At 66.0% G+C, this 13,502-nt stretch carries 14 protein-coding genes; 7 read left to right on the top strand and 7 right to left on the bottom strand.

What is annotated here, in order from left to right:
* Window positions 1-6 precede the first annotated feature (6 nt).
* Window positions 7-669: a DUF3043 domain-containing protein gene (locus tag GGC64_RS14105; RefSeq protein ID WP_192723124.1), complete on the bottom strand. Its 663-nt coding sequence runs from the start codon at window positions 667-669 to the stop codon at window positions 7-9.
* Between the two features lie 23 nt (window positions 670-692).
* On the opposite strand from GGC64_RS14105, the gene GGC64_RS14100 reads away from it, so the two are divergent.
* Entirely contained in the window at window positions 693-1,748 is a 1,056-nt protein-coding gene (locus GGC64_RS14100) for a glycerate kinase (RefSeq protein WP_192723123.1), read from the top strand.
* 81 nt (window positions 1,749-1,829) lie between these two features.
* Window positions 1,830-2,186 (top strand): iron-sulfur cluster assembly accessory protein, encoded by a 357-nt coding sequence (locus tag GGC64_RS14095; protein ID WP_192723122.1) that lies wholly within the window; start codon window positions 1,830-1,832, stop codon window positions 2,184-2,186.
* 1 nt (window position 2,187) lies between these two features.
* On the opposite strand, the gene GGC64_RS14090 is transcribed toward GGC64_RS14095, so the two are convergent.
* Window positions 2,188-2,820 (bottom strand): hypothetical protein, encoded by a 633-nt coding sequence (locus GGC64_RS14090; protein ID WP_192723121.1) that lies wholly within the window; start codon window positions 2,818-2,820, stop codon window positions 2,188-2,190.
* Window positions 2,821-2,963: 143 nt separating this feature from the next.
* On the opposite strand from GGC64_RS14090, the gene GGC64_RS14085 reads away from it, so the two are divergent.
* A complete protein-coding gene (locus GGC64_RS14085) occupies window positions 2,964-3,938 on the top strand; it encodes a carbohydrate kinase family protein (RefSeq protein WP_192723120.1) in 975 nt (324 codons plus the stop codon).
* On the opposite strand, the gene asnB is transcribed toward GGC64_RS14085, so the two are convergent.
* The gene (gene asnB, locus GGC64_RS14080; protein WP_192723119.1) at window positions 3,935-5,866 is read right to left on the bottom strand and encodes an asparagine synthase (glutamine-hydrolyzing); all 1,932 of its coding nucleotides are present in this window, start codon (window positions 5,864-5,866) and stop codon (window positions 3,935-3,937) included. The two genes, GGC64_RS14085 and asnB, sit on opposite strands and share 4 nt — an antisense overlap.
* Window positions 5,867-5,971: 105 nt before the next feature.
* Between asnB and GGC64_RS14075 the strand changes: the two genes are divergently transcribed.
* The 4 genes from GGC64_RS14075 (at window position 5,972) to GGC64_RS14060 (ending at window position 9,065) form a co-directional block, all read left to right on the top strand.
* Window positions 5,972-7,006, top strand: a complete 1,035-nt coding sequence (locus GGC64_RS14075) for a cytochrome c oxidase subunit II (protein WP_192723118.1) — start codon at window positions 5,972-5,974, stop codon at window positions 7,004-7,006.
* 8 nt (window positions 7,007-7,014) lie between these two features.
* Complete coding sequence (locus GGC64_RS14070; RefSeq protein ID WP_192723117.1) at window positions 7,015-7,434, top strand: cytochrome c oxidase subunit 4; 420 nt, start codon at window positions 7,015-7,017, stop codon at window positions 7,432-7,434.
* A 135-nt stretch (window positions 7,435-7,569) separates the two neighbouring features.
* Entirely contained in the window at window positions 7,570-8,433 is an 864-nt protein-coding gene (locus tag GGC64_RS14065; protein WP_192723116.1) for an MmpS family transport accessory protein, read from the top strand.
* The gene (locus GGC64_RS14060) at window positions 8,433-9,065 is read left to right on the top strand and encodes a DUF2561 family protein (protein ID WP_192723115.1); all 633 of its coding nucleotides are present in this window, start codon (window positions 8,433-8,435) and stop codon (window positions 9,063-9,065) included. Before GGC64_RS14065 ends, GGC64_RS14060 begins: the two co-directional genes overlap by 1 nt.
* 79 nt (window positions 9,066-9,144) lie before the next feature.
* On the opposite strand, the gene GGC64_RS14055 is transcribed toward GGC64_RS14060, so the two are convergent.
* From GGC64_RS14055 to GGC64_RS14040, 4 genes are read right to left on the bottom strand one after another with little or no spacing between them, the layout of a single operon-like run.
* Window positions 9,145-10,833 (bottom strand): cytochrome bc complex cytochrome b subunit, encoded by a 1,689-nt coding sequence (locus tag GGC64_RS14055; protein WP_192723114.1) that lies wholly within the window; start codon window positions 10,831-10,833, stop codon window positions 9,145-9,147.
* The gene (locus GGC64_RS14050) at window positions 10,830-12,035 is read right to left on the bottom strand and encodes a ubiquinol-cytochrome c reductase iron-sulfur subunit (protein WP_192723113.1); all 1,206 of its coding nucleotides are present in this window, start codon (window positions 12,033-12,035) and stop codon (window positions 10,830-10,832) included. Before GGC64_RS14050 ends, GGC64_RS14055 begins: the two co-directional genes overlap by 4 nt.
* On the bottom strand, window positions 12,032-12,838 hold the full coding sequence (locus tag GGC64_RS14045; protein WP_192723112.1) for a c-type cytochrome: 807 nt from the start codon (window positions 12,836-12,838) through the stop codon (window positions 12,032-12,034). The genes GGC64_RS14050 and GGC64_RS14045 overlap by 4 nt, the downstream gene beginning before the upstream one ends.
* A 31-nt stretch (window positions 12,839-12,869) precedes the next feature.
* Entirely contained in the window at window positions 12,870-13,481 is a 612-nt protein-coding gene (locus GGC64_RS14040; RefSeq protein WP_192723111.1) for a heme-copper oxidase subunit III, read from the bottom strand.
* Window positions 13,482-13,502: the final 21 nt, after the last annotated feature.

Below are 13,502 nucleotides of genomic sequence, written 5' to 3'. Positions count from 1 at the left end.
TGGGCTTCAAGAGACACTGTCGCCGCGCTCGACCTGCGGCCGAGGCGCGCGCATCCGGCGCAGTTGCGAGGCGCGGCTGGCAGCGTAAAAGCCGAGTTTCCAACCACTTTCGGTGTTGTCGGGGAACTTCGCGTCGACGAGCTTGTTGACCTTGCGGCCAAGAAACAAGGCGTCGATCAGCATGATGACGATGAGTACCGGCATCGCGAACGAGAGCGGAAGTTGCACCGCGGGCGACGGGACCGACAGCATGACGAAGATCAACACCAGCGCCGCGGGCATGAAGAGCCCGAGCACATTTCGGCGTGAGTCCACCACGTCGCGGACGAAGCGGCGCACCGGACCCTTGTCGCGCGGCAGCAGGTAGGCATCCTCGCCTGCCATCATCTTTTCGCGGCGATCGGCCATGTCGGCGCGGCGTGCGGCGCTGGCTGCCTTCTTCTCCTCGCGAGTCAGCTTCGCGTTGGTCTCCTTGCGCCGCTTGCGTGCTTCCGCTGCGGTCATCGGGGCAGGGGCGATCGGGCCTCGCTTACCCTGATCGCGTTTCGGAGTGGGCCTGCCCTTCGGTGCTGTGCCGGCGCGCTGCCGAGTCGCCTCGGCGTCGGAGGCGGCTTCGTCGACGGCCTTGTCCGAGTCCGAGTTGTCTTTCTTGCGGCCAAGCAGCTTCACGGATGCCAGATTAGTCTGCCGTGGTGCATGTGTTGATTGCGCCCGACTGCTACGGCGACAGCCTCACAGCCGTACAAGCCGCCGAAGCAATCGCGCGCGGCTGGCGGCGCGGCCGCCCCGACGATGAGTTGACGCTGGCGCCGCAGTCCGACGGCGGACCCGGCTTCGCCGGCGTGCTGGCCGGCCGAGTCGGCGAGGTACACACCGAGCGCGTCAGCGGCCCACTGACCGATGAGGTGTCCGCGCAGTGGGTGCTCGACCAGGCCCCGCCGCGCACCGCTTACATCGAATGCGCACAGGCCTGCGGGTTGGCCGTGCTCGGCGGCCCGCCGACCGTGCAGACCGCGCTGGCCGCGCACAGTCGCGGCGTCGGTCAACTGATCGCGGCCGCGGTGTCAGCCGGGGCCGGGTGCATCGTGGTCGGGCTGGGCGGCAGCAGCTGCACCGACGGTGGGCGAGGGCTGATCGAGGAGCTCGGTGGGCTAAAAGCCGCCCGCAAGCTGCTGGCGGACGTCGAGCTCATCGCCGCCACCGACGTCGAGCATCCGCTGCTTGGCCCGATGGGCGCCGCGGCGGTGTTCGGTCCGCAGAAGGGCGCCGATCCCGACACCGTGCGCATCCTCGAACAGCGGCTCAGCGACTGGGCCGTCGAACTGAACGCGGCGGCGGGCTGCGATGTGAGCGAGGAACCGGGTGCAGGCGCCGCGGGAGGTATCGGGGCCGGCCTACTCGCGCTCGGGGGCCGCCGGGAATCCGGCGCCGCGGTCATCGCCGAACACACCCGGCTCGCCGACGACATCGCCGAAGCCCAGTTGGTGATCACGGGCGAAGGCCGATTCGACGACCAGTCGTTGCACGGCAAGGTGGTCAGCGCGCTCGCTGCGGGTGCGCAGTCACATCAGGTCCCGGTGCTGGTGCTCGCGGGGCAGGTCACCCTGGACGAGGCGACGCTGGCCGAGGCCGGCATCGCGGCCGCATACTCCATCGCCGACCACGCGGGCTCTGTGCAGCTGGCCATCGACGATGCCGCGAACCAGCTGGAGGGCTTGGCCGAGGTGACGGCGGCGACCTGGGGATAAATCGGGAATAGGGCCGGAACAAGGTACCGTTGAGGGTGTGGACCCAACGGTCTACCCACGAACATGCACTCAGGAGATGTAATGACTGTTCAGGACGAGTCGGCGACCACCACCCACGGCGCAATCCTGACCGATGCAGCCGCCGCCAAGGCGAAGGCGCTGCTGGATCAGGAAGGTCGTGACGACCTGGCGCTGCGCATCGCCGTTCAACCGGGCGGATGCGCCGGCCTGCGCTACAACCTGTTCTTCGACGACCGGTCGCTGGATGGCGACCTGATTTCGGAGTTCGGCGGCGTGAAGCTCACCGTCGACCGGATGAGCGCGCCCTACATCCAGGGCGCCACCATCGACTTCGTCGACACCATCGAGAAGCAGGGCTTCACCATCGACAACCCGAACGCCACCGGCTCCTGCGCCTGCGGCGACTCGTTCAACTGATTCAGTACTGACCGGCCGTCCGCGGCAGGTACGAGCACACCAGGGTTTCCTTGTCCTGGGCCAGTACCTGCGCGACGGCCTGTTGTTCATCGTCGTTCGACGCCTGGGTACGGTTGCTCGATGGGCTCGCTGGAGCCACTTTCATGGTGAACAACACCTGCGCCTGATTCGGCGACAACGACACCATCTTGTCGATCGACGTCACCTCGGCATGGCTGTACTGCTTGCGGAACGCGTCGCTGCTGAGGCTGGCCAGCGCGAGGTCGGAGCGGTGCTCCTTGACCGAGTCGTACAGACCGCACAACGTGTGGCGCGCGACGGTTTGATCGTCACCCTTCGACAACGCGTCCAGATACTCCTGGATCGCGGCCTTGGCTTTCGCATCGGTCAACGCAGTGCGGCCCGAGTTGTCGTCGTTTCGGGACGCGAAAACAATTGCGGCGACTAATGCCGCGACCAAAACGGCCGCCGCCGCTGCTGCGGCGATCGGCCACCACCGCCGTTTCGGATATTGCAACGGGGGCGGCAGCATCGCAGGATAGGGCGACGGCACATTTTCCGGATAGGGCTGCGGGGGATACATTTGCGGGCCAACCGGTCCAGCGCCGTAATCGGGCGGGTACGGACCAGTCATATATTTGCTCCCCCGAGATGTGTCGATGAATTTGCCTGTCTACAGTGACCGGGCGGGCACTTGTAGGCAGGTTAGCGCACAGTCTGCGGGTATCCCCTGGGTAAGGTTATCTAGACGGTTTAATAAATGAAGGGTGACGTTTCGTGACCATTGCGGTGACCGGTTCGATCGCGACCGACCATCTCATGCGTTTTCCTGGTCGGTTTTCGGAGCAACTCCTGCCCGATCACCTGCAGAAGGTGTCGTTGAGTTTCCTCGTCGACGATCTGGTCATCCACCGGGGCGGCGTGGCAGGCAACATGGCGTTCGCCATCGGCGTGCTTGGCGGTGACGTCGCACTGGTCGGCGCGGCGGGCAAGGACTTCGAGGACTACCGGCAGTGGCTGACGGCGCACGGCGTGGACTGCGACAGCGTGCTGATCTCGGACTCGGCGTACACGGCGCGGTTCGTCTGCACCACCGACGAAGTCATGGCCCAGCTTGCCTCGTTCTATCCGGGGGCGATGTCGGAGGCCCGCAACATCAAGCTGGCGGACGTCGTATCACGAACGGGCACAACCGATTTGGTGATCATCGGAGCCAACGACCCCGATGCCATGTTCCTGCATACCGAGGAGTGCCGCAAGCTCGGCCTGGCCTTCGCCGCCGACCCCTCCCAGCAGCTGGCCCGGCTCTCCGCCGAGCAGATCCGCCAGCTCATCGACGGCGCGACCTACCTGTTCACCAACGACTACGAATGGGACCTGCTGCTGCAGAAGTCCGAGTGGTCGGAGGCCGAGGTGATGCGCCAGATCGAGTTGCGCATCACGACGTTGGGGGAGAAGGGCGTCGACATCGTCGGCCGCGACGGCACCTTCGTGCATGTCGACGTCGTGCCCGAGACGCACAAGGACGACCCGACCGGTATCGGCGACGCGTTCCGCGCCGGTTTCCTCACCGGCCGCAGCGCCGGGCTCAGCCTCGAGCGGTCCGCCCAACTCGCGTCGATGGTCGCCACGCTGGTGCTGGAGGCCCCCGGTCCGCAGGAGTGGACGTGGGACAAGGACTCCGCGGTCAAGCGGCTGTCCGATGCCTACGGAGCAGATGCAGGCGCCGAAATCGGTGCGGCTCTGGGTTAGAGCTGCACCGGGTAGGTCGGCTCGCTGATCTGGGGTGTGACGCTGTGCTCGACGAAGATCGCGTGCCACAGCATGAAGATCAGCACCGTCCACAGCCGGCGGCTGTGATCGCTTGCGCCGGTGCGGTGTTCGTCGAGCATGGCCCGCACCGTCGCAAGGTCCACATGCTCGCCTGCCTGTGAGGCGGCGATGGTCGCATACGCCCAGTCCATCAGTTCGCCCGCGCGCAGCCAATGCCGGATGGGAACGGGAAAACCCAGCTTCGGCCGGTTGAGCACATGGGCTGGCACGATCGGCTCCAACGCCTTGCGCAACGCGAATTTCGTTGTGGCCCTTGTGATCTTCTGGTCGGCGGGCAGCCGGGATGCGACGGCGAACACTTCGGGATCCAAAAACGGCACCCGCAGTTCGAGCGAATTGGCCATCGTCATCTTGTCGGCCTTGACCAGAATGTCACCGCGCAGCCAGGTGAACAGGTCGATGTGTTGCATGCGCGCCACCGGATCCCAGCCGTCGGACTCTGCGTAAACCGGCGCAGTGATGTCGGTGTGCGTCCACTCCTGACGAAAGCCGGGCAGCACCGCGCGCAACTGGGCATCGGAGAAGCTGCGCGCGTTGCCGTAGTAGCGCTCTTCGAGTGTGAGCGATCCGCGGTGCAGCAGGCTCTTGCCCCGCATGCCCTCGGGCAGCGGCTTTGACGCCTTGCCGAGCGAGCGGCGAACCGGGCGGGGGAGATAGTCGAAAGGCTTCAGCGACAACGGTTCCCGGTAGATGGTGTAACCACCGAACAGTTCGTCGGCGCCTTCGCCGGACAGCACCACCTTGACGTGCTTGCGGGCCTCGCGGGCAATGAAGTACAGCGGCACCAGCGCCGGGTCGGCGACGGGTTCGTCCAGATACCAGACGATTTCGGGCAGCGCCGCGACGAACTCGGCCTGGCTGACCACCTTTGTCACGTGGCGTGCGCCGATCGCCTCGGCCGATGCGACCGCGACGTCGACCTCGGAGAAGCCCTCACGCTCGAAACCCGTTGTGAAGGTGATCAAGCGCGGGTTGTGCCGCATCGCGAGCGCGGCGATCGCGGTGGAGTCGATGCCGCCGGACAGGAAGGCGCCGACGGTGACATCGGCCCGCATGTGCTTGGCGACCGAATCCTCGAGCACCGCGGTGATCTCGTCGTAGCGCGGCTGCTCGCCACCATTGACGAACGGCACAGCGGTGAACCGCGGCGCGAAGTAGCGCGTCACCTCTGGCGGCTTGCCCTGTCGCACACGGGCATAGCTCCCGGATTCCAGCCGCCGGATGCCGCGGTGCAGCGTCTCGGGTTCGGGCACGTACTGCAGCACCGTGTAGTGCTGCACGGCGCGATCGTCGATGCCAGTGTCGATGCCGAGCTGCGACGCCAGGTCCAGCAGGCACTTCTTCTCGCTGCCGACTGCCGTTCCGCCGGAGCCGGTCGCCATGAACAGCGGCTTGATACCGAAAGGATCACGCGCGCAGAGCAGTTCCTGCTCGACGGTGTCCCACAGTGCGAACGCGAACATGCCGCGCAGTCGGGTCAGCGCGTCGGTGCCCCAGTAGTGGTAGGCGGCGATGATGGCCTCACCGTCGCCGTCGGTGTGAAACACGGCACCGAAATCGGAGCGCAGCGTTTCGCGTAATTCCAAGTAGTTGTAGATCTCGCCGTTGAACACCAGCACGTAGCGGTCCGGCGAATCCTGCGGTCCCCAGCGCAGCGGTTGATGGCTGTGCGCGATGTCGATGATCGACAGCCGGTTGAAGCCAAGCACGACATGGTCGTCGGACCAGGTGCCCGGCTCGTCGGGGCCGCGGTGGCGCATGAGGTGCGAAGCGCCGGAAACGGCGTCGACCAGCGCGTCCGAGACGTCAGCGGACGGGTCGGTAAGCAGGGCCAGCAGTCCGCACACCGCGCCAGTATGCCTAATGGCGGGAGTGTGTCGAGACCGGCACCGGGGCGTGGTCTACGCTGCGTAGTATTCGCCTAGCAATACTGACTTCTAGGAGGCTCCAACGTGGCACCGCGGCGGCTTCGGGTGTTGGCGTTGTCAGTCGTCCTGGGTGGCACTGCCGTGCTGCTCAGCGGGTGCAGCTGGTCTGAGGTGGCCGGCCTCGGGTGGCCGGAAGGCATCACGCCTGAAGCGCATGCGAACCGGGAGCTCTGGATCGGCTCACTGATAGCGGCGCTCGTCGTCGGTGTGATCGTCTGGGGATTGATCTTCTGGAGCTCGGCGTTCCACCGCCACAAGAAGGGCGACACAGAGCTGCCACGCCAGTTCGGCTACAACATGCCGCTGGAGCTCGTGCTGACTGTCACGCCGTTCCTGATCATCTCGGTGCTCTTCTACTTCACCGTCGTGGTGCAGGAGAAGATGTTGCACAAGGACCCCAATCCCGAGGTCGTGATCGACGTCACCGCCTTCCAGTGGAACTGGAAGTTCGGCTACCAGAAGGTCAACTTCACTGACGGCACCCTCACCTACGACGGCGCCGACCCGGCCCGCAAGGCCGCGATGCGCTCCGTACCAGAGGGCAAAGACGCGCACGGCGAAGAGCTCGTCGGCCCGGTGAGCGGCCGGAATACCGAAGATCGCACCTACTTGAACTTCGACAAGGTGGAGACCCTTGGTACCTCCACCGAAATTCCGATCTTGGTGTTGCCCGCAGGGAAGCGCATCGAGTTCCAGCTGGCGTCGGCCGACGTCATCCACACCTTCTGGGTGCCGGAGTTCTTGTTCAAGCGCGACATGATGCCCAACCCGGAAGCCAATCACACCGACAACAAGTTCCAGATCACCGAGATCACCAAGACCGGTGCGTTCGTCGGGCACTGTGCGGAGTTCTGCGGCACGTACCACGCGATGATGAATTTCGAGGTGCGGGTGGTGGAACCCAACGACTTCAAGGCGTACCTGCAGCAGCGCTCGGCTGGCAAGACGAACGCCGAGGCGCTGCAGGCGATCAACCAGCCGCCGACTGCGGTGACCACCCATCCGTTCGACACCCGCCGCGGTGAGCAGGTGGGCGTGCCGCCTCAGGCCAGCAAGTAGGGACGCCAATGCATATCGAAGCCAGGTTGTTCGAGTTCCTGACCGCCTTCTTCGCGCTGTCCGCGGTGGTGTATGGAACGTTGACCGCCCTGTTCGCCAACGGCGGCGTGGAGTGGGCGGGCACGACCGCCTTGGTCTTGACCACCGGCCTGACCTTGATCACCGGGACCTTCTTCCGGTTCGTGGCGCGCAGGCTCGACACCCGGCCCGAGGACTACGAGGACGCCGAGATCAGCGACGGCGCCGGCGAGCTGGGCTTCTTCAGCCCGCACAGCTGGTGGCCGGTGGCCATCGCGCTGTCCGCGTCGGTCACCGCTGTCGGTGTCGCGCTGTGGCTGCCCTGGCTGATCGCCGCGGGCGTCTGCTTCGTGCTCTCGTCGGCCGCAGGCCTCGTTTTCGAGTACTACACCGGCCCCGAAAAGCACTGACCCCAAAAGGTCACAATCGGGACAACAGTTCGCCCGTAGACCGCGCTGTGAGATTCGTTCGCGCGGTCAATTTGGGTAGTGTTGCCGGGGCACGGTCAACCGCGCCGCAGATGTAGTCGAGAAGGATAGGCGTAGATGAGCGGGCCGAATCCCCCAGAATCTGAAGGGTCGGAACTGCCAGGTCAGGAGCCAGGCGACCAGCCCACGTCGGACCAGTCGGCGGCGCCTTTGACCGGTGAAACGGAGATCTACTCGCAGGCCTACTCCGCGCCGGAGTCCGAACAGTTCACCAGCGGCCCCTACGTGCCGGCCGACTCGTCGCTGTACGACTACGACGCCTACGACCCGGCCACCGAACTCGTCGACCAGGAGCGGCCTCCACGCTGGCCGTGGGTGGTGGGCGTGGCGGCCATCGTCGCCGCGATCGCGCTGGTCGCCTCGGTGTCGGTGCTGGTGACCCGGACCGACACCAACAACCTAGCGACGCCTGCGACGACCACGAGCCCGCCGCCGCCAGTGCAGGACGAGATCACCACCACGACCCCGCCGCCACCGCCACCTCCGCCGCCGCCGACCACGGAGGCGCCGCCTCCTCCGCCGCCGGAGACCGTGACCGTGACGCAGGAGCCGCCGCCGCCTCCTCCTCCACCGGCTTCCGAGGCGCCACCGCCCCCGCCGGTGACCACTGCTGCGCCACCGCCCCCGCCGACGTCGACCACCCCCGCGGGGCCGCGACAAGTCACCTATTCGGTCACCGGCACGAAGGCGCCCGGTGACATCATCACCGTCACCTACATCGACGCCTCCGGCCGCAGCCGCACGCAGCGCAACGTGTACATCCCGTGGTCGCTGACGGTGACGCCGATCTCGCAGTCCGAAGTGGGCTCGGTGCAGGCATCCAGCCTGTTCCTGGTGAGCCGGCTCAATTGCTCGATCACGACGAGTGACGGCACGGTGCTCTCGTCGAACACCAACAACGCTGCGCAGACAAGCTGCTGATGAGCGAATTCGACCGTAACGACCGCATTCTGCTGGGCGTCTGCGCCGGCGTGTGGCTGGTGGCGCTCGGCGCAGGTGTTGCCGCGACAGTGGCACTGGTGGACTTGGGCACCGGGCATGCCCAAGCCACAGGGGATTCCGATACTCCGTGGCTGCTGTATGTCGTGATCGCGGTCTCCGCCGCGGTGATCATCGGCGCGGTGCCGCTGCTGCTGCGGGCGCGCCGCGCAGCGCTCGAAGAGACCGCGCCGCCCGCGCGTGCCCCGATGCGCGCCGCGCCGGTTCATCCGGCGGCGCCGGTGCCGGCGCGGGGGACAGACGCGCCGACGGAGAAAATCCGAATCGGCGCAACGACTTCCGCCGGCCCCAGCTATCCAACGCGGGAAGCCATTCGCCCGGAACCAAGCCCGTTGGCCGCTGCGGTGGATCAGCTTTGGCTGCGCTGCGCCGTAGTCATCGCGATCGCGATGGGCGTCGCAATGGTCGCTATCGGCATCGCCACCTACTTGATGGCGGTGAACCACAACGCGGCCGCGTGGGCGTGCTACGTGCTCGCCGGCCTCGTCACGCTCGGCATGCCGGCGATCCCGTGGTTCTACTTGCGCGAGCTACGCGGGTTGTTGGACCGCTAGGCCGACCAGGCCCGAAGACGACATCAGGCTCAACGCACGCATATCTCGCGATCGCGTGCGTTGAGCCTGATTCTACCGTCTAGTGATGGCCGTTCGTCTGGCCGTTACCCGAGCCGTTGCGCGTCTGGTGCTCGCGCAATGCGGTGAGCGCCTTGCGTTCTGACGCATGCGCGGCTTCGGCCAGCGCCTCGTGCTCGGACAGCGGGTCGGCGGACAGGAAGCTGCCGCTGCCCGGTGCACCAGCGGCGCCCAGCTTGTTCATCCGCTTGGGCACCGCTGCGCCCTGGTACTCCAACGGAATCGGGTGGCCATGCTCGTCGACAGGACCGATCGGCTGGTGCAACTCGATGTAAGCACCGTGCGGCAGCCGCTTGATGATGCCGGTCTCGATGCCGTGCTCGAGCACCGCGCGGTCGCTGCGCTGCAGCCCCACACACCAGCGATAGGCGATGTAGTAGACGATCGCGGGCAGCACCACCATGCCGATGCGCGCGATCCACGTGGTCGCGTTCAGCGAGATGTGGAACTTCCACGCGATGACGTCGTTCATCGCCGCCAGTGTCAGCACCATGTAGAACGCGATCGCCATCGCACCAATTGCGGTGCGCACCGGCACATCTCGCGGCCGCTGCAGCAGATTGTGGTGAGCCTTGTCGCCGGTCACCTTCTGCTCGATGAACGGATAAGCGATCAGCAGGGTGAAGACAAGGCCCATGCCCAGCGCGACGCCGACGACGGCGGGGATGGTGTGGCCGAACGGGTAGAACTCCCACGGCGGCCAGATGCGGGCCAGGCCCTCGGTCCACATCATGTAGAAGTCGGGCTGGCTACCCGCCGACACCTGGGATGGTTTGTACGGGCCCAACTGCCAGATCGGGTTGATCTGCAGCAGGCCGCCCATCAGGCCGAGGATGCCGGTGGTCATCGCGAAGAACGCGCCGGACTTCACGGCGAAGACCGGCATGACGCGCACGCCGACGACGTTGCGCTCGGTGCGACCGGGGCCGGGGAACTGGGTGTGCTTCTGGAACCACACCAGCGCGAGGTGAACACCGATGAGCGCCAAGATGATTCCGGGGATCAACAGGATGTGCAGCGCATACATCCGGGGGAGCAGGACACCGTCGGCGGAGCACTGGTAGCCCAGCCCGCCGCACGGGAAGTCGCCGCCGAACAACGCCCAGTGCATCCAGGTGCCGACCACCGGGATGCCCATCGTGATCGAGGACAGCGCGGCGCGCAGGCCGATGCCCGACAGCAGGTCGTCGGGCAGCGAGTAGCCGAAGTAGCCCTCGAACATCGAAAGGATCAACAGCAGCGAGCCGATCACCCAGTTTGCTTCACGCGGTCTGCGGAACGCGCCGGTGAAGAAGATGCGGGCCAGGTGGACCATGATCGCCGCGGAGAACATCAGCGCCGCCCAGTGGTGGACCTGGCGGACGAACAGACCGCCGCGCACCTCGAAGCTGATGTCGAGCGCGGAGGCGAAGGCCTTGGACATCTGCACGCCGCGCAGCGGCTGATACACGCCGTTGTAGGTGACTTCGGCCATCGACGCGTCGAAGAACAGCGTCAGGTACACGCCGGTGATCAACAGCACGATGAACGAGTACAGCGCGATCTCGCCCAGCAGGAACGACCAGTGGGTGGGAAACACCTTGTTCAGCTGGCGACGCACCGCCGCCGAGGGGTGATACCGCGAATCGATCGCATCGCCTTGGGCGGCAGCGATTTCAGCCAGATTCGGCTTCGGCAATGTCGGACTCATGTCTTGCGCTCCCAGAATGCCGGTCCGACGGGTTCGATGAAGTCACCGTTGGCGACCAGGTACCCGTCTTTGTCGATGGTGATGGGCAGCTGCGCCAAAGCGCGCGCAGCCGGACCGAATATGGGCCTCGCGAAGTGCAACGCGTCGAACTGCGACTGGTGGCACGGGCAGAGGATTCGATAGGTCTGTTGCTCGTAAAGCGAAGAGGGGCAACCCAAGTGCGAGCACACCTTGGTGAACGCGAACAGCTCGCCGAAGTTGAAGCTCTCCTGGCCCTTGCGCTTGACCACTCTGGGCATGTCGACCGGCTTGATGCGGATCAGCATCACCGGGTTGCGCACGCCCATCGCGATCTCCGAGAGCCTCTCGTGCGACTCGACAGTGGTGCCGTCGCCGTCGGATTCACGCCAGGGGAACACCGTCTCCATGCCGCCTGCGTCGATGTCCTCGGGCCGCATTTTCACAAAAGGCGACTCGCCCGGGAGGCCGGTGGCGCGGGCCAGGTAGATGGTCTCGCCCTTGAATCGCGGGGTCCAGCCGGAGGTCCACAGCACGGCCTTCTTGCCTTCGGCGGTCGGGACCACGGGCTTCCACGGGTTCTTGATCAGCCCGCCCATGAACGCAACCAGTGTGCCGAGGCCGAAGGCGCCGAGACCGACGCCAAGCGAAAGGCCAACCAGCTTGCGCCGCTTGATGGTCGACGTCTCCAGCGCATCGGTCAGGTTGGCGGCGACGGTCTTGCGGTGGATCTCGGGGGACGCGCCGTCGTGGCGCTCCTGGATCGAGATCTCCTCGGGAATGAACTTCTTCTGGAACATCACCGCACCGATGCCGATGGCCAGAATCGACAGGCCGAAGGTCAATCCGTAAAGCGGGGTGGCCAGGTCGTACCACCAATGTCCCGGATCGTCGCCGCCCTTGTACTCCCAGGGCCAGAACAAGAAGATCACCAGCAATGCCAGGCCCGAAAGGCCGCCCAGCAGAAGCCAATACGCCACCGCGCGCTCGGCACGCTTCTCGGCCTTGGTGCCTGCCACCGGCCAGCGGTCTTCCTTGAAGACGGTGTCGACGCCGTCGAGCTTGCCGCCGAGGTCGACGAGCTGCTCACGCGACATCGAAGCCAGTTCGGAGTCCGTCGGCTGTCCCGGCGCGCCCTGCTGGCCCGGTGCGTCGGTGCCCTTCACGTCTGACGTTTCGCTCATGCCCGCGCTCCGATCCACAGCGCCGCGCCGATGACGGCGACGATGCCGATAATCCACATCGCCATGCCCTCCGACGACGGTCCGAAGCCGCCAAGGCCGTAGCCACCTGGGTCGGGCGCCTTGGTCGCCATCCGGACATAGGCCACGATGTCCTTCTTCTCCTCCGGGGAGAGCTGCCGGTCGGAGAACTTCGGCATGTTCTGCGGACCGGTCAACATCGCGGTGTAGATCTGCGCGGGCTCCGCCTCGGAGAGGTCGGGTGCGTACTTGCCCGACGACAGCGCGCCGCCCTTGCCGGTGAAGTTGTGGCACGACGCGCAGTTCAGCCGGAACAGGTCGCCGCCGCGGGCCACGTCAGAGCCCAGCAGCGAATGCTCGGCGATGGCGCCGTTGCCGTCTCGGGGCACTGTCGGGCCGCCGCCATTGGCCTGCACGTAAGCGCCGAGCGCGTCGATCTGCGACTCGTCGAAGATGGGATCCTTACGCGGCGCCTGAGCCTCTCCGCGCATCGCGGGCATCCGGCCCGTCGACACCTGGAAGAAGACGGCTGCCTCGCCGACACCGATCAGGCTGGGCCCGCGGTCCGGCACGCCCTGGAGATTGGCGCCGTGGCAGGTGACACAGGAGGTGTCAAACAGCTGCTTGCCCGTGCGCAGCAGCGCCGACGACGACTCGTCGGCGACCGCGACCTGCGGCGTGGGGGTGAGGGTGGCCGCCAGGCCACCGGCGACGGCCAGTCCGACCAGCAGCAGCAGTGCTGCCGAAAGCCGCCGGCGTAGCCGACGGCGGGACTTGTCGGTCATCGAACTCCTAACGGACGAATCGGCTAGCCGATCAACGGACGAAGTAGATGGTGGCGAACAGCGCAATCCAGACGATGTCGACGAAGTGCCAGTAGTACGAGACGACGATCGCGGCGGTGGCCTGCGCCGGAGTGAACTTACTCATTGTGGTGCGCGCGAGCAGGAAGATGAACGCGATCAAACCACCAATGACGTGTAGGCCGTGGAAGCCGGTCGCCAGGTAGAACACCGAGCCGTACGCGCTCCCCGGGATGGTCGTGCCGTGAGAAACCAGGTGGTAGTACTCGTAGGCCTGGCCGCCGACGAAGAACGCGCCCATCAAGAAGGTGATGAAGTACCAGCGTCGCAGCCCGAACACGTCGCCCCGCTCGGCGGCGAACACACCCATCTGGCAGGTGAACGACGACGCGATCAGCACCAGCGTCACCGGCACGGCCTGGAACAGGTTCAGCTCGGTGGGGTGCGGAGGCCAGTCACCTGCGGCCTGAGCACGCGCCGTGAAGTACATCGCGAACAGCCCAGCAAAGAACATCAGCTCGCTGGACAGCCAGACAATGGTGCCGACACTGACCATGTTGGGTCGGTTCAGCGAATGTACTCGCGACGTGATTGCGGTTCCCGAGGTCCCTACAGCGCTCGTCACAGGAGCAAGTATGACGCTTTG

Origin of the sequence: Mycobacterium sp. OAS707 (assembly GCF_014873705.1) — a bacterium.
In the GTDB taxonomy this organism is placed as follows: Bacteria; Actinomycetota; Actinomycetes; order Mycobacteriales; family Mycobacteriaceae; genus Mycobacterium.
The sequence above is the reverse complement of the archived record's forward strand: the minus strand, read 5'-3'. Positions and strand labels throughout refer to the sequence as shown.